At 44.3% G+C, this 21627-nt stretch carries 18 protein-coding genes; all 18 read right to left on the bottom strand.

The window, feature by feature from the left end:
* Positions 1-15: 15 nt before the first annotated feature.
* Positions 16-828: a carbon-nitrogen hydrolase family protein gene (locus tag CWO13_RS13170; protein WP_102480896.1), complete on the bottom strand. Its 813-nt coding sequence runs from the start codon at positions 826-828 to the stop codon at positions 16-18.
* A 74-nt stretch (positions 829-902) separates the two neighbouring features.
* A complete protein-coding gene (locus CWO13_RS13165) occupies positions 903-4775 on the bottom strand; it encodes a YhdP family protein (RefSeq protein WP_108083061.1) in 3873 nt (1290 codons plus the stop codon).
* Between the two features lie 10 nt (positions 4776-4785).
* Positions 4786-6255, bottom strand: a complete 1470-nt coding sequence (gene rng, locus CWO13_RS13160; RefSeq protein ID WP_108083060.1) for a ribonuclease G — start codon at positions 6253-6255, stop codon at positions 4786-4788.
* 20 nt (positions 6256-6275) lie between these two features.
* Positions 6276-6899, bottom strand: a complete 624-nt coding sequence (locus CWO13_RS13155) for a Maf family protein (RefSeq protein WP_108083059.1) — start codon at positions 6897-6899, stop codon at positions 6276-6278.
* 7 nt (positions 6900-6906) lie between these two features.
* Complete coding sequence (gene mreD / locus CWO13_RS13150) at positions 6907-7395, bottom strand: rod shape-determining protein MreD (protein ID WP_004735926.1); 489 nt, start codon at positions 7393-7395, stop codon at positions 6907-6909.
* Entirely contained in the window at positions 7385-8272 is an 888-nt protein-coding gene (mreC, locus tag CWO13_RS13145) for a rod shape-determining protein MreC (RefSeq protein WP_004735927.1), read from the bottom strand. Before mreC ends, mreD begins: the two co-directional genes overlap by 11 nt.
* A gap of 94 nt (positions 8273-8366) precedes the next feature.
* Entirely contained in the window at positions 8367-9410 is a 1044-nt protein-coding gene (locus tag CWO13_RS13140) for a rod shape-determining protein (RefSeq protein WP_017062957.1), read from the bottom strand.
* A 150-nt stretch (positions 9411-9560) separates the two neighbouring features.
* Positions 9561-13718 (bottom strand): DUF6701 domain-containing protein, encoded by a 4158-nt coding sequence (locus CWO13_RS13135; RefSeq protein WP_108083058.1) that lies wholly within the window; start codon positions 13716-13718, stop codon positions 9561-9563.
* A complete protein-coding gene (locus CWO13_RS13130) occupies positions 13715-14173 on the bottom strand; it encodes an MSHA biogenesis protein MshP (protein ID WP_108083057.1) in 459 nt (152 codons plus the stop codon). Before CWO13_RS13130 ends, CWO13_RS13135 begins: the two co-directional genes overlap by 4 nt.
* Positions 14163-14885 carry a PilW family protein gene (locus tag CWO13_RS13125; protein WP_108020396.1) on the bottom strand — a complete coding sequence of 241 codons (723 nt, stop codon included), beginning with the start codon at positions 14883-14885 and terminating at the stop codon, positions 14163-14165. The genes CWO13_RS13130 and CWO13_RS13125 overlap by 11 nt, the downstream gene beginning before the upstream one ends.
* Positions 14885-15247, bottom strand: coding sequence for a type IV pilus modification PilV family protein (locus CWO13_RS13120; protein ID WP_108083056.1), 363 nt, complete (start codon positions 15245-15247; stop codon positions 14885-14887). Before CWO13_RS13120 ends, CWO13_RS13125 begins: the two co-directional genes overlap by 1 nt.
* On the bottom strand, positions 15244-15741 hold the full coding sequence (locus CWO13_RS13115; RefSeq protein ID WP_108083055.1) for a prepilin-type N-terminal cleavage/methylation domain-containing protein: 498 nt from the start codon (positions 15739-15741) through the stop codon (positions 15244-15246). The genes CWO13_RS13120 and CWO13_RS13115 overlap by 4 nt, the downstream gene beginning before the upstream one ends.
* A 137-nt stretch (positions 15742-15878) precedes the next feature.
* Positions 15879-16346, bottom strand: a complete 468-nt coding sequence (locus tag CWO13_RS13110; RefSeq protein ID WP_102270427.1) for a prepilin-type N-terminal cleavage/methylation domain-containing protein — start codon at positions 16344-16346, stop codon at positions 15879-15881.
* Positions 16347-16381: 35 nt separating this feature from the next.
* Positions 16382-16957 (bottom strand): prepilin-type N-terminal cleavage/methylation domain-containing protein, encoded by a 576-nt coding sequence (locus tag CWO13_RS13105; RefSeq protein ID WP_108083054.1) that lies wholly within the window; start codon positions 16955-16957, stop codon positions 16382-16384.
* A gap of 79 nt (positions 16958-17036) precedes the next feature.
* On the bottom strand, positions 17037-17492 hold the full coding sequence (locus CWO13_RS13100) for an MSHA biogenesis protein MshF (protein WP_102480901.1): 456 nt from the start codon (positions 17490-17492) through the stop codon (positions 17037-17039).
* A gap of 3 nt (positions 17493-17495) precedes the next feature.
* The gene (locus tag CWO13_RS13095; RefSeq protein WP_108083053.1) at positions 17496-18719 is read right to left on the bottom strand and encodes a type II secretion system F family protein; all 1224 of its coding nucleotides are present in this window, start codon (positions 18717-18719) and stop codon (positions 17496-17498) included.
* 12 nt (positions 18720-18731) lie between these two features.
* A complete protein-coding gene (locus CWO13_RS13090) occupies positions 18732-20456 on the bottom strand; it encodes a GspE/PulE family protein (protein WP_107898889.1) in 1725 nt (574 codons plus the stop codon).
* On the bottom strand, positions 20446-21627 hold the full coding sequence (locus CWO13_RS13085; RefSeq protein ID WP_107898888.1) for a tetratricopeptide repeat protein: 1182 nt from the start codon (positions 21625-21627) through the stop codon (positions 20446-20448). Before CWO13_RS13085 ends, CWO13_RS13090 begins: the two co-directional genes overlap by 11 nt.

Genomic DNA, 21627 nt, shown 5'->3' with positions numbered 1-21627 from the left:
GGCTCTTGTTTGTAATTAAAATTGATTGGTAAATCGAGAGTGTTGCGCGATGGGCATATTTTGCCTGATTGATTCGCAACTGGACGTATCTATCTCAACCACCATACTTTTAGGATCTTGGTCTAACTGTGCGACCACTCTTCCCCAGGGGTCAACCACCATAGAGTGTCCCCATGTTTCTCTTTGACAAGGATGTTTGCCGCCTTGTCCTACCGCAACGATCCACGATTGTGTTTCGATCGCACGGCATCTTAATAGTGCTTCCCAATGCGCCTGTCCGGTTACTGCAGTAAATGCTGCCGGAACAACCATGATTTGCGCACCTTGTTTCCGTAACTCGGAATATAAGTGTGGAAAGCGCACATCATAACAAATACTCAAACCTAAGCGACCAAAAGGCGTTTCCGCTGTCACAACTTGGTCACCCGGTGTGAAAATATCCGACTCTCGATAGCACTTATGGGCATCGGCGACATCTACGTCAAACATGTGTAGCTTGTCGTAATGAGCCACTAAACTGCCAAAATCGTCAATCACCAAGGTTGTGGTAGTCACGCCTTTAGCTGTGCTTATCGGCATACTACCAATAACGATCCAAATTCGGTGAAGCTTTGCTAGCTCAGAGATTTTCTTTTGCAGTGGGCCATCATTTAGAGGCTCTGCATACTGGTGATAGTCAGCTTTACTGCCAAAGACTAACGCGTTTTCAGGGCACACAACCCACTTCGCCCCTAACTCTTTGCACTTTGCTACCTCTTGAACAAGGTACTCAAAGTTCAATTCAGGGCTAGGGCCAGATGTCATTTGAATCAACCCAACACAATCCATGTGTATCGCTCCTCCATTCATTATGATTCAGAAATCAGCATTTCACCGTATATTCGCTGACTAGGATATAAGGCCTATTCGGCTAACTTCCTGAGTTTCTCTGGTAGCTGGAACTCACCGGAGCTACGAGAAAGCTCGCTCACCGTTGGTGAATCCAATGGCCCTTTCACCGAATAATTAACTTGGGTAAAGACTTCAACAACCGGCGAAATAACCGTGGTCACCGCCAATACGTACAGCGCCGTTTGAGGGGTTACCGCAAACGCCGTTAATACCGGAATTCCAGAAGTGATATCTGGAGTAAAGTTCACTTCTGCATCAACCTGACGCGTGTTGAGGTTGGCGATGCCTTTGATCTTCATCTCACCCGCCACCGCATCCATATTCAAGTCATTAGTCAGGAAGATGCCGTTTTGGATCTCGCCCGTACCGGTAATGCTATTGAATGCCATACCTTTATCAAACACGTCTGAGAAATCGAGCTGCATCTTGCGGATGATCGAATCTAGGCTAAACAAACCAAGTAGACGAGCCGCGCCGCTCACATCTGAGATAATGCCTTTACCAAACTTAGTTTTCACGTTGCCATCAAGCGTATCCATCTTAATGCCCCAAGGCGAACCATCCCAACCAAGTTGAGCTTCTAGCGCAAATGGTGCTTTTTGAATCCCTGAAGTGATACCAAAGCGTTCCATCAGCTCACTGTTATTTTCACCCTCGACATCAACCGTTAGCGCGGAATGACTCTTGTCACCGTCCAGTTCCCACCAGCCACTGACATCCGCTTTATTGCCGCCGCTTCGAACCTGAATCTTCTTCCAATCAATGCGATTATCTTGTCTAGCCATCTCAATATCGACCTTGCCAACCTTATAGCCTTGCAGCCAAAAGTCGTTAAGGGTTAGCGTTAGATTCGGCATGACATCATGTATCTTTCGATCCAACTCAGAGACCAAAGGTGCTTCTTGCTCTTTGCGTTGCAGCAATGGCTCTTGCTTTGATTTGTCGCTCCATTCAGGAACAAACAGATGCAGACGATCCAGTGAAACGGTCAAGTCGTAAGGAGGTAGATAATTAACATCGCCTTCTAGCTCTTGACTAGACACTTCCATTTGCCACGCTTGCTTGTTCTTACGAGCGCTAAAATCAACATCATTCCAAGAGATACCACCTAAGATCAGCTCTTTACTCTCAAAGGTAATACGGCTTGGCGCAGGGATGGTTGGCGTATTCATTTGGCTCAATACAGCGGTTGACGGCTGTACAGGTTCCATCACAACCGATAACCAATCATCAGCATTAAACTTATCAGTACGAATCAGTGCATGATGTCCCACAACAGGGCTAATTTTATAGCCACCACGACCCAGAACTAAGTTAGTCGCCGTTAACTCAGGCACATCCCCCGTGATATCAATTTCAGCTTGGTACTTAGTATTCGGCAATTGCAAACGCGCAGTAATTGCTTCTTGGTTACCCGACGCTTGTAGCCTTGCAGAGCCACTTTCCAATGACTTTTTCGCCAATGGGTATGGGTAATCGCTCGCGAGATATTTTAGATCAGACTGCAAATCCAATTGGTAGGTAAAACCGATGTCATTCAGTTGGATATCAATCTGACTTTGCCACTGCGCATGACCAGATAAGCGACTTAGCCATTGTTCACCAATGTAAGGTTCTAAAGGTTTAACATCCCAATCGCCTAACACATCGATATCAACTGCGTAGCCAGGGCCATCATTCTGACCTTTAAAATCAAGCGATATCCCTTGCTTAAGCAAATCAGCGGCGAGGCCATTTGCTGTCACTACATCATTATCAAACTCGATACGGCCCGTGGTGTTCTCAAGCACCATTGGCGGCGCTTCAATCTCAACATGGTTACCACTAAGGTCAGCATAACCCCATGCTCTTGCTTCTCTTTCAGAATCAAACGGAATATTGAGCTGGAACTCGGAAGAGACATCACCACTCACTTGAAGTGCGGTTAACGCGGCCCCTACTGAGTCAACCAGTGGCGAAGACGTCATGTAATCACGCACCGCATTGCCAGACGCCGTTGCCTTAGCTTCAATCTCAATATGACCACCTTCCCCTAGATAAGGAATGCGTCCAGTGATGCGATCTGCAGTCACATCCATTAATTGTGCAGAGCGAGAATCTAGATGCATTGCATCATTTTCAAATAGCAGATCGAGCTGAAGGTCGGTAATCAATGGCCATGCTGTATCAAAGCTGAATTTAGCATCTTCTAATCCGACCCAAACTTGGAAAATACCATCATGATTAGTGTAGGGATATTGAGATAAATCACCATGCCACAATAGCTTTACGGTATCAGCCTTACCGGCTTGAATCGCAGTTGAAAGGTAGTCCGTCAGGTCTTGTCCAAGTGCCAGTGTCGGCAGGTAGCGCCATGTTTCACCTACATTGTAAGCGTCCGCTTCGCCATAGAAGGATAAGAATGGGCTCGCATCCTTTGGAAAGTCTAAGCGAAATGCGCCTAGTACTTGTAAGTCTGGTGTGGCTGCCGTGATTTTATCCGACCACAGTTTCCAGCCGTTTTCATCCTGCTGCCAAACAATATCAACCTGACCTTGCTTGATGTTCAAAGGGGCTTGGAAAACATCACCATATGGGAACACATCATCAATTACATGCAGACTAGCTTTGGCTTCCGAAGCCGAACCAAACACACTGCCTGACACTTGGCTAAAACCTGGAACTAAATCCCATTGCTCAATCGCAAGATCAGAAAAGCTGGCAGAGTAGCGTAGGCTATCGATTCCCGAATCCATTGAGACACGGATATCAGAAACAGTACCGCCCGGCGCCAATACGTTGATCATTTTGGTTGATTGTTCAGAGTCAGGCATCAGCTTAATCAACGGCGTAATTGTCTCAATGTTTAATTCAGAGACATTGAGCTCCCAGGGGCCTTGGTTCCACTTGAATGCCACATCCAGTTCTGGCCAAGGCGTATCGTCAGTTCTCAAATTAAGTGAGTGACCATTTACTTGCCAACCATCATCAATCGGAGACAACTTAAAGACGCCAGATTCAAGCATCAAGTCATGCTTGCCATCTTCGTTCCACGTCAATTCTGAAGGCAGAACTTCAACATAAGCGCTCACAGGTTTGCTATTACGCAGTGTTAGCCAGCTATTCAAGCTCACAGTGCCCGTCTCAATGCCGGATTCCGCCTGCATATAACGAGTTAACCAAGGCTTAACTGAGATACTGTCCGCACTAACATAAAATTCGCCCGTCATATCCGTTAACGAGCCGCCATCAACAAAGTTAGCACTCACTGACAAAGAGTTTAGATTGGCATCTTTGATACTTACCACACCTTCCGCAAGGTGATGCTTACCAGAGTTTTGCCATTTCAGAGTTTCGATATCAAGCTGACGTTCTTCATCAGAGATAGTGCGATACAAAAGAGAGGAGTCTTTAGCGGTCACATCCACCAAAGTTTTCAGCAGTAAATTATCGAGCTCTTGTACCACTCGCTTGGAAGAACCGGGATCTTTAGGTTCGTCTTTGCCATTTTGCCCGGCAAACAGATCAATAGAACGGATATCAAGATACATTTGATTCATGACCAAATCGGCCACAACCGGACGCATCTGTACGACCGATTGAATCAAGTCAAACTCGACTTCAACACGCTCGACAGAAAAGGTCACATCTTCTGCATTAGGAAGGCTGGCTTTAACGCCTTGCAGAGCAATAGAAGGGTGAGTGTTACGCCAAAAACCGCCCACGTCTTGAATTGAAAAATCAAAACCGGAATGTTGGTTTACCCAAAGCTCAATTTCAGATTGATACTTATTTAAATTGGGTAAGGCTACACGCAGTGTAGTTACGGCAATGGCTAGCGTTACTAAGAGAGTAACCACTAACCATAAACATGCACGTAGAATCAGAGTAACGCTTGAGCTCACAAAATTTCCATTACATCATAACAACATCAAACTGCTCTTGTATGTACAGAGGCTCAGCCTGGATTTTAACTTGCTTACCAATAAAGACTTCAAGCTCAGCAAGCGCATGAGATTCATCGCCCTCTAACGCCTCAGCTACGGCAGCTGCCGCATAAACCACAAATTTATCGGCGTCATATGCACGATTCACTCGCGTGATCTCTCGAAGAATTTCATAACAAACGGTTTCAACGGTCTTCACACTGCCGCGACCTTCACAAGCAGGACAGCTCGAACACAGGATATGCTCAATACTTTCACGAGTACGTTTACGAGTCATCTCAACCAAACCAAGCTGCGTGAAGCCATTAATATTGGTTTTCACACGGTCTTTATCTAGCGCAGCCTCTAAAGAAGTTAGTACTCGCTTACGATGTTCCTCTGACAACATATCAATAAAGTCGATAATGATGATGCCACCTAGGTTACGCAGACGTAGCTGGCGAGCAATCGCTTGAGTCGCTTCTACGTTGGTGTTGAAAATCGTCTCTTCTAGATTACGGCGACCAACAAACGCGCCAGTGTTGATATCAACAGTGGTCATCGCTTCAGTTTGGTCAATAATCAAATATCCACCAGACTTTAATTCGACTTTACGATCCAATGAACGCTGAATTTCGTTCTCGGTATCGTACATATCAAAGATAGGTTTATCACCTTCATACAGCTCAAGCTTGCCTGTCAGCTCTGGCACGTATTCAGAGGTAAACTCTTTTAGGTTTTCATACTCTAGACGAGAATCGACCTGAATCTTACTCAGCTCAGTACCGACAAAATCACGCAAGATACGTTGGCTTAGGCAAAGTTCACCATACAAGCGAGTGCGCGCTTTGTGTTTACCACGACGCTCAAGAACCTTTAGCCAAAGTCGCTTCAAGAAAGCGGCATCTTGTGCAAGTTCATTCGAGTCAGCGCCTTCAGCCGCAGTGCGGATGATGAAGCCACCGTGTTCGTCACAGTAACGAGACACGACTTTTTTAAGACGGTTACGCTCAGACTCGCTGTCGATTCGTTGGGAAACGCCGACATGACTTGCGCCCGGCATAAATACCAGATAACGAGACGGTAGAGTGATATCCGTGGTTAGGCGAGCACCTTTAGTTCCAAGAGGATCTTTGACCACTTGCACCACAATGTCTTGCCCTTGACGAACAAGCTCTGAAATGTCACGAACTTGAAACTGCTTCTTTTCATTTTCAGCAACACATTCAGTGTGTGGAACAATATCAGAGGCGTGTAAAAAAGCTGCTTTTTCAAGGCCTATATCCACAAAAGCCGCCTGCATTCCCGGAAGAACACGGCTTACACGTCCTTTATAGATATTTCCTACGATACCGCGTCGAGCATCTCGTTCGACATGGATCTCTTGAAGAGCCCCCCCTTCAATCATGGCCACACGAGTTTCACTCGGGGTCACGTTCAGCAACAATTCAGCACTCATGGTGCACCTCAGATTAGTAATTATAAGAATTCTTGCAGTAGCTGGTCCGTTTCAAATAAAGGTAAGCCGACAACGGCGTAATAACTACCTTCAATTCGGGTAACAAAGCGTCCGCCCAAACCTTGGATCCCATAGCTACCGGCTTTATCGCATGGCTCCCCTGTTTGCCAGTATTGTTCTATTTCTTTTTCACTGAGGGGTTTAAACCATACGTCGGTAATAATGATTTCTGTTCTTTGTTTTTCTTCTGAAACCACAGAAACCGCCGTCATCACTTGGTGACGTTCATTCGCTAACTGAGTAAGCATACGCTTAGAGTCAGAAAAATCGCTAGGCTTCTCAAGCACTTGCCCTTGACTAACAACAACGGTATCAGAACCAAGAACGACTATCTCAGAGCCATTATCTACAGTATCAGAACTAGGAACGACATGCTGCCTTTCAGAAGGGTTATCTTTTAATAAAGACAATGCCGCTAAGGCTTTATCTAAAGATAGTCGCTTAACATACTCTTCGGCGGTTTCTTGAGCGTGTTTACACTCTTCAACATCGGTTACAAGGACAGAGAACTCATAACCGAGTTGCGATAGTAATTCTTTGCGGCGTGGAGAGCCGGATGCCAAAACTAAATGTTTCTTTTCCATCGTCACGCTACCTCACATGCCAATGACGACGCACGCGTCTCATCAATAAAAACATCCAAGGCCAAAGTATACAGTTTATCAATGCGCTCCATAGCGATAATGGATTGAAAACGACATCTTGGATCAAATATTCACCAAAGAAGATCAATACCTCAAACAACACTGTTAACGCAGCAATGATCATCGCTTGCTGCCATAACGCCATGTTACGAATGACGAGGAAGTTCATCGCAATAATGTACATCACTATTGCCATCATCATGCCTCGAATACCCAGAGTAGAGCCGATCAAAAGGTCCCACAATAAACCCAGAATCAAAGCACTACCTACGTTAACACGATGTGGCAGCGCCAAAACCCAGTAACAGGTAACCAGCAGCAACCAAGATGGTCTAAATAGATCTAAGCTACCAGGCCAAGGGATCGTTTGCAGAATAAGGGCTACTAAAAATGAGCAGCCAATTACGACCTTGCTTCTTAAAACGCTATTGGCCATCTTCACCCTCTAACAATGCTTGTTCTATGCTGGATTGATCCGCTTGCATCTGTTTATTTTCATCAGGCCATACAAGCAGCAAGTATCTGAGCTTGTCGAACTCAACCACAGGCTCTGCTTTGATAACGGCGAATTCTCGTTTCGGGTCGTAATCAACGGCAGTAACATAGGCGACTGGGTAACCTTCTGGATACACCCCACCAAGACCCGATGTCACCAACAGATCTTCTTCCTGTATATCAGTACTGGTTGGAATGTGCTCTAGCTGGATCTCGTCAATCATGCCATTGCCCGAAGCAATCACACGGATGTCATTACGAATAACCTGCACGGGAATCGCATTGTTTGCATCAGTGAGTAGAAGGACACGGCTATTATGAGCAGCAACAAAGGTCACTTGACCCACAATGCCTTTCTCGTTGATCACCGGTTGACCTTCATATACTCCATCAATCTGACCTTTGTCGATCACGACTTGGTGACGATAGGGTGAAGTATCAACGGCCATAACTTCTGTGACGACTTTCTTCTCATCACGGATAAACGGTGAGCCTAATAGCTTACGAAGGCGTTTGTTTTCCTCTTGATATTGCTCAAGCAGAATCAGCTCGCTCTTCAGGCGCAAGACTTCTCGTTTAATATTATGGTTGGATTCGATTAGCCCTTTGCGAGTGCTAAAACGGTCATATACACCATCGAACATAGTGCGAGGCAAGTTGGCTGCATACTGGATAGGCGCAACCATGCTGTTCAATAGATAGCGGACATTTGAGAAAGCATCTAAACGACTATCAGCCAGCATAAGGCTGGCTGATAAAATTACAGCAAAAAACAGGCGCAATTGTAGAGAGGGACCTCTACCAAAAATTGGCTTCATTCTATATTTGGTCCTAGAGCTACATTTGATCCTATAGACAAGGTCCTAGGCTCTTTACATAAAACTAGATAATAAAAGAGCCTAACACTAGATATTATTCTTCGCTGAACAGATCGCCGCCGTGCATGTCGATCATCTCTAGAGCTTTACCGCCACCTAGAGCAACACACGTTAATGGCTCTTCTGCAACAACAACAGGGATGCCTGTTTCTTCTGTTAACAGACGATCAAGGTCTTTAAGCAGTGCACCACCACCTGTTAGTACCATACCGTTTTCTGAGATATCAGAAGCTAGCTCTGGCGGACACTGCTCTAGTGCAACCATTACTGCAGATACGATGCCAGATAGAGGCTCTTGAAGTGCTTCAAGGATTTCGTTTGAGTTTAGGCTAAAGCTACGAGGCACACCTTCAGCAAGGTTACGACCACGTACTTCGATCTCTTCTACTTCATCGCCAGGGTAAGCTGAACCGATTTCGTGTTTGATCTTCTCTGCCGTCGCTTCACCGATCAAGCTGCCGTAGTTACGACGAACGTAGTTGATGATCGCTTCATCAAAACGGTCACCGCCGATACGTACAGAAGACGAGTAAACCACACCATTCAGTGAGATAACCGCAACTTCAGTAGTACCACCACCGATATCAACAACCATTGAACCTGTTGGTTCAGAGACACGTAGGCCAGCACCAATCGCTGCAGCCATTGGCTCATCGATTAGGTAAACCTCACGAGCACCAGCACCTAATGCTGATTCACGAATAGCACGACGCTCTACTTGCGTAGAACCACAAGGAACACAAACCAAAACGCGAGGGCTTGGTTTAAGCACACTGTTGTCATGCACTTGTTTAATGAAGTGCTGAAGCATTTTTTCCGTTACGTAAAAGTCGGCAATTACACCGTCTTTCATTGGACGGATCGCTGAAATGTTACCAGGCGTACGACCAAGCATTTGCTTAGCAGCGTGACCAACAGCAGCGACACTCTTTGCAGAACCCGCACGATCTTGGCGAATAGCTACAACTGAAGGCTCATCAAGAACAATGCCTTGGCCTTTTACATAAATAAGGGTATTGGCTGTACCTAAATCAATCGATAGGTCGTTTGAAAACATGCCACGAAGTTTTTTAAACATATTCTTCGCTCATCCTGCAAGAATTAGAAGACAAAAATTGCACTAAATGTACCAATGCCTTGCTGTTACGGCAAGGCATTGAAGTACAAACATGGACTGAAACCCGCAATTTCTTACAGATTCCTAACTTAAGGGGCAAAAATTATATTATTACTGACCTGTTAAGCCACTTTCACCTCGGTAGATCACACGATCGTTACCGCGATAGATGCCAAATGTGACGACCGTGGAGGGATCTTCATCCCCCAACTGTCGCCAGTTGTAACGCAGCCATGGCTGGTCTTGATCGCTACCAGAACATGATATGTCATTTTCGCCCGTTTTCTTACTTGGCTCCGAGTCATCCATTCTTAGCCACAAACGAACCTGTTCACGTGGCGAATCTGTACCTGCTGGCGTATTTTGATTTGCTGTGACCTCTTCCTCTCCCTCATCCACATTTCCACTACCGTTAAGTAAAGCTAAAGTGGTTGCCGCCCCTTCACTGTGCCAAATAACTTGTTTACAAGTATTAGCCCCATTGAAGGTACTGCGGTCATCATCCTCGTTAACAATAAACTCACTGCCATCCCAGAACTCAGCTCGCAGTGGAATCGTTAGAGTAGTACCTGAGTTGCCACCAATATCATCGAGTACTATTCGGCCATAACGGGCCGGAGGTTGGACTGGGAATACTGCCGAATCAGTAACAGGGTCAGAGTCCGTAAATGACACAGGATCAGCACCGTCTACCGTTAAACCGAAATGAGTAACGGTAGAGTTAGTATCCGATGTATTAAAGGGATTATCCTTGCGGCTAACCCCATCAGAATCCGTAACTCGCTCAAGAACAGCGGCACTATCACTCAACAACCAGTGCTTGCGTTCTGTAGACCAAGACCCAGCATCAGTATCTAGTAAGAAATCATTATCTATACTTGTGTCATCCAGAATACCAAAACTAGCTTGCAGGTCTGAACTGAAAAATCGGTAATTATTGAGTGCATTATCCGTATCACTCTCACCTGATGCCATTGGATATACTTGGTGAACTGTAGAGTCATAAGGTTGACTTAGGTACGCAATATTCTTTTGGTCCGCAACAATCCATTCCGGAGTACCTTGAACAAAGAATTTAGGATAAAAGCGACCTATCGATTTGCTGCCAGATAAGCCACCAAGAATCTTGCCATAAAAACTATTCGAGTCTTCGGCCACTTCAAAATTAAAACTACCCGCTTCTGAGTATTTTAGATTTTTAAATTTATAGCCGTTATCAGCAAGTACTATATCTGAGCTAGATTGAGTAAGTTGACTAGTCGGCTCTAAACTACCTAATACTGCACCACTGTTACTAGGTGTATCTAATGTATGAGTTGCACCTACTGCACCTGAAGAAAGCAAATAGTTTTGTGTTACCAAGCTATTATTACATTGCTGACTTGCATCACTCGTGAACCGAATAGGTTTAGCAAACACGTCAAACTCTTCCCCAGCAGCAGCAAACGCACTCCCACCACTACTGTTTCCATCAGAATTATTGCTCGTGCAGATGGCAAATTTCCAAGGTCTGACATAGACCTCAACGATACCTTCTAACGAGTCCCAACTGTCACCATCATTATCTTCACAATCATATCCCGTAGGGCATTCAAAAGTAGGATCGGAAAGTTTGAAGCTAACTTTACCGGCTTCGCTGTAAATAATTGAACCAGTAGTTTGAGCGGAACTGTCAAATTCAAAGACTACCGAGGTATCGCTCCAGTCGCTCTTACTTTTTACCAATAAGTTTCCATCAACGGCTCCCTGGGTAGAAGTGGGGTTCACCAATGAAAAGTCCGAGACATTGAGAGTTTTATCCCCTTGATAGCCTAAAACAGGTGTTGCCGTATCATCTTTACAAGCCAAAACTTTCAGGTCAAAGCTCGCAGCCAGACCGGCTACAGCATATATATCGCTCGCTTCAAACTTGTATAGCGATACTAAAAAGTTGCCAGAGTCACTTTGATTGGAGTCTGACGCCAGTTCAGCCTCAATTTTATAAGTACCAATTGAGTCAGCATCCAAACCGAGTGTTAATATCCCAGATAAATTTGTCGAATAAGAGTTGCCACCGTTATGGCGTCCCTCAATAACACTATCAACGGTTATGCCGGTAGGTGTCGTAATATAAACTTCAACTTGCTCAGTGGCTGGATTCCCTTGAGAATCAGTTACGGTGACCGTCACTTGTGGAGTTTCACACAATAGAGAGAAGTCTTTGTTAGGCGTCAAATCCAATTGATAATCTGATGGTTGCACAGGACAAAACTGGCCATTATCAATAATTTTCCCATCAGGTCGTAATTCTATATTTTTCGCAGTTACTCGACCATTTATAAGGCCGTTACCACCAGCAACAAGGACTTTATCACGACTAAAAATAAGCGCATTCAAATTCCTTTCTACTTGGACTAACGCATTATGACCTTTATAATTTTCAGCCCATATAGATAGTTTAAAATCGTTATTGATGACCTGCCCAGTCCCCGACAATTCAAAACTATTCACATAGATTTTAGTATCTTGAGATAATATTATTTTACCGCTAGCACCTACAATCAAATGCTCAATATAATAGGTATCCCCAGTCAAGTTAATCGTACCTGAACCTCCAGCGGATACTGTATTATACTTACCGCTAACCAAGTTGATTTCTTGCCAACCGGCATCCACATTTTGACCTGTTGGTAAATCTAGATCGACAATATTAGGCTCAGTTATATATAGCGATGAGTTCTCTACACACTCCTTGCCATCACATTGTGTCTTTGGGTTAACGGTTGGGTTTGTCGGGTCAACCCATATGCCTACTTGCCCACTAGACTGGTAGGTACCTTCAATCTGAATCGAGGCCGTATTTGAAGTCCATAATAAGCTACTATTATCCCCCCAAGACTGAACCACATATGGAGCAACATCACATATATCTAATGGAACATCTTCCATTTCAAAAGCAAAGTAACCAACCTCTTCAGGTATATGCGTGCGGTCTCTAAAGTCTTCATCGACAACAAAACTAACCTGATCGTTATTGATATTACATCGACGCAACCAGCCTCCGTGTCCACCAGCCCGCTCTTGTTTATTGGCGATGATTCCATCAACATTCGCTAGAGAGGTGGTAGCATACTTATCCTCACAGCCATCCAACATTGGGTCATTACCGTTTTGACTGGGTGTATCATACCCTCTTGCAAATTGAACCTTATACCCATCGACTTCAAGCATTGAGCCACTTGTGGCATTTGTTGCGATAAAACCCACCCGTTCGTCTTGGTAATTATTACCAACTCTTGATGCCGATAACTCTAAAAATAGCCTCGCTTCATTATTGTCATTGCCCCCAAGAAGTTTTCCGGATGTCACCCATCTACTACCATTATTCCTTGTTTGAAGTTGATGAAGAACAACTGGGGAATTAAAAGCTTGTTGGGCTCCAAATGTAGAATATGCAACGGAATCGGCATTACCATTTGTGCCATTTTTTGATTTGTATCTATTCGTATCCAAGTAACCAGCAATAACTTCATGACCATTAAAATCTGCCACACCAGGCTCGATAGCAAGATAGCTCACCTCAGTCATTGGTTGGCTGTTTAAATCAGCGCCCCCACCATTTTTAGGCGCTTTAATTTGCTCGATAGTGGCTTCCGTTTTCGTAACATTAGTCACAACTAACGTTGCGGGAGCATCTAAGTCAGGATTATTTGAAGTAATAGTAGGCATTACGAACACAAGTGGTGTATTCGTGAAGGATTTATTTAGAGGAATCTTACATTCTGAGCCTGTACATTGCGCAACTCCAAACTGGTACTGCGCTTGCGAGACATAGCTTGGTGGTGGTTGAGTTATACCATCATCACACTGAACCTCACTCGCTCCATCTCCCGATACAGCAATCGCTGCAGAAAGCCCTGAAAGGTCAGCAAATTGAGGCGAGCCAACTTGTCGCCAAGAGCTTCCTTCCCATAAATTATAAGTTAGCCATCCTGACTTATTCGAGCTACTTTCATATTCAAGCCAAACTTCATAAAACTCACCATTTAATGTTTCATTATCATCAATGACAGGGTTTCGAACGCCACTATCGTTGCTCCAAATTGGCGTCGGGCTACCACCGTTCCTTTTGGTTGCATAAATAGTGTCTTGCCCAGATGAAGGCTCTAATTTAAACCATACAGAGAAATCTCCTCCAGCATGAAGTGAGCTACATTGAGACGAAGAAAAATCTGCGAAAGCAGGAAAAGAAAAAAATAGCAGCGCAAATATTATACTTAGATGCTTCATTCAGCCTCCTTCACCCAAAGTTCTTGATTACGTTGCACTTGGCTCACACCGGAACCGCAAATTACCGAAGACTCTAGAACATAAAAAACAAAGCCATCAAGTTCTCCCCGATTGGAACACTGTATTCGCTCAAGAGAACAATTCACCGGAGCGGTGTTAACCATAGAGCTTGCTACCGTAAAAATCCCACCACCAGGCTGGAGATCGTTACTGCTACAAACACTAGCAACAGCAGAAGAAGCCTGAGGATCAGGATCCGGATAAAACTGAGTCATAACATACTCATTAACAGAATGACTGAGTAACCAAGCTTGTGTACCAAGTACAACTCGAGTGTTTGAATCATTATCTGACCAACTAGTTCGACTCAAACTTGTCGCTAAGAAACCAAGCACCACGATAACAAAGATGACCATGACTAGCGCACTACCTCTTTGGCTTGCTTTACGGGACATTAATCACCTGTATATCTTGCTCAAACACTGTGGACTCATTATTTTCTGCAAACTCGAGAGTCAACTCAACAACACCATTACTCTGAACATCCGCAGGTTGATAACTCAGAGTACTATTCTCACTCATAACTCGATCGCTTATTGTGACACCATTACGAGTTAGTAAATTACTATTCGCAAGGCAATACTCCACAAGGTTATTTGAGTCAAAAATGTAGTGCCTTTTACCTACAGATTCACTGACAAGAGTGTTAGCTCCGTTTGGAATAGAAAAATAGGCAGCGGACGCGCTCGGAGGAACCACACTATCAAGGGGGTATATATTATTTAGGTTGTTGATATCCGTATGTGGCCTAGTCGGGTTTATAACCAATGACATAGATTGTAATGAGCTGCTTGTCGCTCCACTGTCACTAACTAGAAAATTAATGTCTGCCCCTGATATAGCGTAAAAACCCGAGTCAACAATTGGATAAAATGATACGCAACCGCTACTTACAGAAGCAGGGAACAAGTTAGGAACAGCATGCCTTACTTCACGAGAAAGCTTTTCCAATACAAACCTGGCTTCAGTTTGCAGTCGAAAGCGTTCTACAGAGCCAAAATAGCCTCTCATACCAAGCTCAGTAAAATTCGCGACACCAAGCAAGACGATACTTGAGATGACAATAGCTAAAATCATCTCTATAAGCGTAAACCCTTTCCCCTTCATCAATACTCCCCTCTGTAAGCAACTAAGGTGATAGGAGGATTATTGCTTGCGGTGATTGTTAACGTAAATTTCTGCATCGAAGCAGTTGGTGTATCGTTGGCAACAACCAAGTCCACATCAAAATTAGTATAAGTGCTACCGATTTCAATTGGAGTACCAGAGCTCACCGAGCCGTAATCTCGAGCTAAAAGATCAGTCATAATACTTTGACCTAATGCTGAAGCTCGGTTGGAATAATTCACTTGCCCTGAAAGCGCGGATTGTGGTGCAAGAAAAGTAGAAAATGCGAGCATTGCAAAACCAAGTAGTACAATAACAATGATCGACTCGATAAGCATAAAGCCACTATTTACGTACTTCATGGGCATACCTGATTACTTGGATAAACAAAACCTTGAGAATTGATACAAACCCAAGCCTTGTCTGAACTATTATTGGATGAGATGGTAATTTGAACACCAGATGAGGCGGTATTTTCAGGGTTACCTAAAAGGCTGAATTCAATTGGAAAAGTGTAGCTAGAGGTCGGTATAGACGAGAAACTATAATCATCACTAGCAATAACATCACTTCTTGTTGCAGATGTGTTGTCACAAGCAGATTGCGAACCGATACAATTGTTCACAGCCACTAAACGTAAGCTTTCAGCACCTGACACAGACATATCCATGTTAGATTGCATTCGATTCAGCTGAACTTGCCGAACAACAGAAGAAACCTGCCCTTGCAGGGCATACAACTCATAGCTTTGGCGTCCATTAAAACGGCTAATGGCTGTAGCAGCAATAATCGCAAGTAAAAGAATCACCACAATCAATTCAACTAAAGTGAAACCTTTGTTTGGCTTTATCTCCATATAGCCCCTAAGAAAGTCAATCGTAGCTCTAGATTACAAGATAGAATAAAAACAATGAATATTAGAGAGTTATTTACCTATATCTAAAATAAAAAAGGCCGGCAAATGCCGACCTCTAGCTTACCGTAGCAAGCTATTTAGTTACCATTACAACCTGCACCAAGAGTTACTGTTGTAGAGGCAGCTGAGGCCGCAGTTGTGCCTGTAGCTTGTGTATAAGTAACAATACATCCAGTTGCAGTCGCTGCACTAGTGCCGGAAAAAGTCAGTGTCATAACACCATTACTAGCAGATCGACTCCAATCTGTTGTTAGGCCAACAACAGCCGCACCTATACCTGTATCATCAGCCGTAGGGTAACCAAAAGCAATATCAATACCTTCTACGTTTTGTCCTGAAGATACAGCCTCTAACCCTTCGACAGCAGCTTTACCGTAAGTAATACCAGCAGCACCGTCAATTGCCCCTTTCAAGCCTTGTAGTGAAGATTCACGAGCATCATCTTGCAGGTTTAGGAAACGTGGTGCCGCAGTTACAGCAAGAATACCTAGAATAACAATTACAACCACTAGTTCGATTAGGGTGAAACCGCCTTGTCTTTTCATAGTTAAGCTCTCTCTATGTTTAATTTTACGCAGACTTACTGCAAAGTTACGGTCACACGACCAGTTTTAATTTCGTAAACAAATTCATGCTCAGTACTACCTTCTAATTGAACGTAAGTACAGGTTGCATCACCTGAATTCGCTTGCGCTGAATACTTGTAGTTTGAGTCGTTAGCAACATCCGAGATAGGACCCACTTTAGGTGGATTTTGCAGCAAGTTTTCCATCAGTTCAGAACATGTTTCATCTGAAATATCTTGTGGCGCGGTGCTCGAATTATTGTTCAGAGTCCACGGATAGCCATCTCGAAAGTCAGTCTCGACGTTGCTACTGTTCTTTGATCTTGTTAACCAAAAATCAACACCATCATAATTTACAGTATTGTATGTCTCAACACCAATCTTCTCTGAAGGTCTTGCTTCTGCTTCCCACTGTGCTCTTGCCGACAAAATAGCGGTCGCAAAACCACCAGCGACACCTTCAATGCTTGATTTCTTGGCTTCATCAGTTACATCGAGAAAACGAGGTAATGCAGCAACCGCCAATAAACCAACGACCACGATCACGATCACTAATTCGACAAGGGAGAAACCCTTTTGATTCTTAAGCATTTTCTACCTACTCATCTAATTATTAACGCGCATTATACATTCGCGCACGTATAAAACCATACAAAAACTGTCAATATTTTCACAAAGCCAAAATATTGGCTTTCACACTAAACCTTTCTTTTTCGAGCAATATATCTAACTGATACTTATCAGTATAATGATAACTGCAGTGAAACAGTATGTTATCACTTTTATCTTCAACACTTGGAGATCTTAGCCCTAGAATGCTCCCTTGGGGATACAATTGATCCAGCCAATAATTACAGTCTCGCTCCGTACCTTGAATCGGTTTTAACCAGCCTGTTCGACTATAACTTTTGGGGTGCTCCGGATCATTGTTTTGCTCGGAGCCTGATAACAAATACTGCTGTTTGAACAAATTGGCTTGTTCTAAAATCCGCTTGCTCGCCACAATAAATGCCGTATTAGTCGCTTCTTCTTCTACCGTTTTAAATGCCGAAAGCACACCGACAATAAGAAAAAGAATAACCACAGTCCAAATAACAAAACGTGAGCGTTGTAGGTTATTTAGCATTCCCTAGCCTTTGATTGCATCCAACATTCCCCACATAGGCAAGAATATACCTAGTGCTAAAATCAGCACCATGCCCGCAACGATGGTTAACAAAATGGGTTCAATTCTGGCGGTTAAAGTCTTCAAATCATAATCGACCTCGCGATCATAAAAATCAGCCACTTCAAGCAGCAACTCATCAATACGACCCGTCTCTTCACCAACTGAAATCATTTGTATCACCAGCGGTGTGAAAATTTCGCTGTTGATAGCAGTAGATGACACCGTACTACCCGCTTCAATAGCCGATTTCATGGCTTGAACTCGCAACTCTAGAAAACGGTTATCCAAAGCCTCAGCGGATAAAGCTAACGATTGGTTTAGTGGCACGCCCGCTTTTAGCATCAAAGCAAACGTACGTGAGAAGCGTGACAATAGTGCTCTATTTACTACCCCGCCAATAACCGGCATTTTTAAGCGTAATCGATCCCACTTCTCCAAGCCTTTGTCTGTTTTAACCCAGGCTTTAAACGCAAAAATAAGGCCAAAGATCACGCCAAGCATTAAGCCCCAGTAATTCACAAAGAATTCCGACATACCAATCAAGATACGTGTAGGTAGCGGCAAGTCGACGCCAAAGCGCGCAAACATACTAGAGAATTGCGGAATAACCTTAATGTTAAGGATGAACATCGCAATCAAAATAAAGCTAATCACAAACGTTGGGTAACGCATCGCAGTCTTGATTCGCTTGCGAGTCTCAACTTCCTGCTCATAGTATCCAGCTAACTGAAGTAGAGCCTGATCTAAACGACCGGTATTTTCACCAACCCCAATCATCGAGACAAACAGCGGACTAAACACCTTAGAGTGCATCTGCATCGATGCCGCCAACCCTCGACCATTAGTTAGCTCAGCAACCACTTCTTCGAGAGCAGCCTTCAACTGCTTATTTTCACAGTTTTGGGTAAGGCCTTTCATCGACCGTAATAGTGGTACGCCAGCTTTGGTTAGGCTGTATAACTGTCGACAAAACAGAACCAACACCTCTAAAGGTACACTCGGAGAGAACAGGCTCGATACATCCATATCTAAGACTGAACCGCCACTTTTACCTAGTTTGATAGAGGTTGGAATGATCCCCTTGCTCATCAAACTTTCAGCAGCAAGATCTTCGTTATTCGCATCCAATTGACCACTTACTTGGCTACCATCAGAGCTGCGACCTACATAACGATACGTTGGCATATCACTCTACCCCTATAGATAAATTGGGTCAGTGGCACCGGAAGCATCACCTTCGCCAAGATGCATTATCTCATCGAGACTCACAACACCTTGCAGAGCCAGTTCCATCGCAGAAGCCAATAACGGTTTGTAGTTTTCAGACAGTCTCGCCGTTTGAGCAAAACCAACTGCATCATTCGCTCTTAGTGCATCCATCATGTTTTGTTCTAGCTCCAACATTTCAAATACACCAATACGCCCACGGTAACCGGTTAAATTACAGTTCTGACAGCCACGGCCTTTCATAAACGGCACACCCACTTGGTTAGGGAAACGAACGCTTAGCCATTGCTTACGAGGTTCATCTAACTCATCCTCAACCTTACAATCGGTACAAACTTTGCGAACCAATCGCTGTGCAACGACCGCTCGAACAGCGCTCGCGACCAAGTAACCTGGTGCTCCCATATCCATCATGCGCAGTGCACTGTCTACCGCATCATTGGTATGGAGGGTGCTTAATACTAAGTGGCCAGTCAGCGCGGCTCTCAAGCCAATCTCAACCGTTTCGTGGTCACGCATCTCACCAATAAGAATGATATCGGGATCCTGACGCAAGAAGGTTCTTAGGACTGTAGAGAAGTCGAGATTGATCTTAGGGTTTACCTGAACTTGGTTCACACGAGGAAGACGGTATTCCACCGGATCTTCCGCGGTAATGATCTTTTTACCCGGTTCGTTGAGCTCACTTAATGCCCCATACAGGGTTGTGGTTTTACCCGAACCTGTCGGCCCAGTAACCAAGATCATACCGTGCGGGCGGCGCAGCTGTTGACGAAGACGAATCAACAGATCGCTCGGTATACCCGAGGCTTCAAGTTTACGTAGTCCTGCAGATTGGTTAAGCAGGCGCATCACGACAGACTCACCGTGCTGTACTGGCATGGTCGACATACGAATATCAACCGACTGACCTTTAGCACGGATATTAAAGCGACCATCTTGAGGAAGACGTTTTTCTGAGATATCGAGGTTTGCCATCAGCTTTAAGCGCAGTACAAGTGCAGAAGCAATGTTCACTTCGTTCAGCAATGTTTCATGCAGCACACCATCAATACGCTGACGAAGACGCAGTACGTTTGAGTCTGGCTCTATATGGATATCAGAAGCGCCGACTTGGATTGCATCTTCAAATAACGAGTTAATTAGCTTTACTACTGTAACTTCGTCACTGTCTTCTTCAGCGATATCGAAATCAAAGGCATCATTAACTTGGTGTTCAGCGTGAAGCTGCTCAGCAAATGAGGCGATCTCTTTAGTTCTTCGGTAATAGCGATCGAAGCCATCAACTAATTGCCTCTCTGGAGCGACAACGAATTCAAGTGCGTAATCTCCTAACTGACCAAGCAAAGATTCTTGGGCAAACAGGTCGGCAGGGTCGCTCATTGCAACACGCAAAGTGTCACCTTGGCGTCCAATCACCAATGCACGAAGGCGACGAGCATGTACTTCCGGTAAAAGCTGTACCGCTTCGACATCGACAACAGCTCGACTTAGATCAATAAGAGGAATCGCTAACTGCTGCGACAAGAAACTCAACATCTGTTGCTCTGACAAGAAGCCAAGTTCAATCAGTGCATCACCCAGCTTACGACCGGTGCTTTTCTGAGCAGCCAGTGCTTGCTCAACTTGAGTCTCCGTGATAATGCCCTCTTCGACAAGCAAATCACCAAGCCTTTTTCTTAATCTAATTTGCATCGCCGCTCTCCTCTAAAGCATTGAGTATTTTTAACCTGTCACGCACAAAGCTTTGTGATTGAGATGAGATACCTACTCTGGTTAACGCACCTTGGTATGACGCTTTAGCTGCTACGAAATCGAGCTGACGTTCTTGCTGGATCGCTAAGCCTAACCACCAGCGAGCATTATCTGAATCAATCTCAACCAACTTTTGGTAACTTTCCAAGGCCACTTCTTCTTGCTGAGACTTTTGACTCAATGCTGCACGCATAGCTAGATAATCTTGTGTAGGGTTCGGCGGTAAATGTATTAATGGACTTAAAGCCGCTTCTGCTTGGTTTGCTTTAACCAAAAGCTTAGATAGGCCCAAGCGTAGCTTTTCGCTGTTAATATTAAGCTTAATCCCTGACTGAAACAGCTCGTACGCTTTACGTGTATCACCCTTACCAAAATAGAGAATCGCGAGTTTCTGACGAACATCTTCATTTCGTGGCGTATAACGTAGAGCTTCAGTGTAGCCTTTCAGAGCACCAGTAAGATCATTCGCATCAAGCGCTTTTTGAGCACGCCCTTGTGCATTCACAGATAACTGCGCAGGTGTTAACTCAACCTGTTCGATCAACATTCCGTTATTTCCTGAACCACCAGAAGTTACTGACCCATTAGAGATAGAGGCTGAGGCTGAATCTGTTTTTGCCACATTAGCAACATAAGTCGGCTGAGGAATTTCAGTCTTAGTCGTTTGAGGCGCGCTTAGAGATTTCGTTGATGCTTGCTGTTTTGTCGGCTGTGGGATAGACGCTGCAACCGGTTCAGATACGACTGGCTTAGCTTGAACGCTTTTTACCATCGCAGTGTTTTCTGTTGAAAAGCTGGCAGTGTCTAGTGTCACCAATTTCGTAGTTGGTGATGAGATAGGTTGAACTGCTTCCTGAATACCATTTGAATCATCAACGACAGAAACCTGAACCTGTAAATCTCGAGTTGAGATTGACTGTTCAACAATAGGCTGCTCAATCACTGGACCTTGCGATATCGCCCAACCGCCCATTGCTAAACTCAGAGTAAAACCTGCTGTGACCCAAACCAATGGGGAACGTGTTTTTACTTTAGGTACGACTGCCGCTTCAATCGAAGTCGCTGATTTTTTCTTTGCCAATTCAGACAAGGCGTTGTTAATGACGCTCAT

This window comes from Vibrio sp. ZF 223 (assembly GCF_003050585.1).
Classification (GTDB): domain Bacteria; phylum Pseudomonadota; class Gammaproteobacteria; order Enterobacterales; family Vibrionaceae; genus Vibrio; species Vibrio crassostreae.
The sequence above is the reverse complement of the archived record's forward strand: the minus strand, read 5'-3'. Positions and strand labels throughout refer to the sequence as shown.

Bases quoted from the DNA above. Each gene is read 5' to 3' on its own strand.
- CWO13_RS13170 (WP_102480896.1), bottom strand. From the start codon at position 828: ATGGATTGTGTTGGGTTGATTCAAATGACATCTGGCCCTAGCCCTGAA.
- rng (WP_108083060.1), bottom strand. From the start codon at position 6,255: ATGAGTGCTGAATTGTTGCTGAACGTGACCCCGAGTGAAACTCGTGTG.
- CWO13_RS13155 (WP_108083059.1), bottom strand. From the start codon at position 6,899: ATGGAAAAGAAACATTTAGTTTTGGCATCCGGCTCTCCACGCCGCAAA.
- mreD (WP_004735926.1), bottom strand. From the start codon at position 7,395: ATGGCCAATAGCGTTTTAAGAAGCAAGGTCGTAATTGGCTGCTCATTT.
- mreC (WP_004735927.1), bottom strand. From the start codon at position 8,272: ATGAAGCCAATTTTTGGTAGAGGTCCCTCTCTACAATTGCGCCTGTTT.
- CWO13_RS13140 (WP_017062957.1), bottom strand. From the start codon at position 9,410: ATGTTTAAAAAACTTCGTGGCATGTTTTCAAACGACCTATCGATTGAT.
- CWO13_RS13135 (WP_108083058.1), bottom strand. From the start codon at position 13,718: ATGAAGCATCTAAGTATAATATTTGCGCTGCTATTTTTTTCTTTTCCT.
- CWO13_RS13130 (WP_108083057.1), bottom strand. From the start codon at position 14,173: ATGTCCCGTAAAGCAAGCCAAAGAGGTAGTGCGCTAGTCATGGTCATC.
- CWO13_RS13125 (WP_108020396.1), bottom strand. From the start codon at position 14,885: ATGAAGGGGAAAGGGTTTACGCTTATAGAGATGATTTTAGCTATTGTC.
- CWO13_RS13120 (WP_108083056.1), bottom strand. From the start codon at position 15,247: ATGAAGTACGTAAATAGTGGCTTTATGCTTATCGAGTCGATCATTGTT.
- CWO13_RS13115 (WP_108083055.1), bottom strand. From the start codon at position 15,741: ATGGAGATAAAGCCAAACAAAGGTTTCACTTTAGTTGAATTGATTGTG.
- CWO13_RS13110 (WP_102270427.1), bottom strand. From the start codon at position 16,346: ATGAAAAGACAAGGCGGTTTCACCCTAATCGAACTAGTGGTTGTAATT.
- CWO13_RS13105 (WP_108083054.1), bottom strand. From the start codon at position 16,957: ATGCTTAAGAATCAAAAGGGTTTCTCCCTTGTCGAATTAGTGATCGTG.
- CWO13_RS13100 (WP_102480901.1), bottom strand. From the start codon at position 17,492: ATGCTAAATAACCTACAACGCTCACGTTTTGTTATTTGGACTGTGGTT.
- CWO13_RS13095 (WP_108083053.1), bottom strand. From the start codon at position 18,719: ATGCCAACGTATCGTTATGTAGGTCGCAGCTCTGATGGTAGCCAAGTA.
- CWO13_RS13090 (WP_107898889.1), bottom strand. From the start codon at position 20,456: ATGCAAATTAGATTAAGAAAAAGGCTTGGTGATTTGCTTGTCGAAGAG.
- CWO13_RS13085 (WP_107898888.1), bottom strand. From the start codon at position 21,627: ATGAGCGTCATTAACAACGCCTTGTCTGAATTGGCAAAGAAAAAATCA.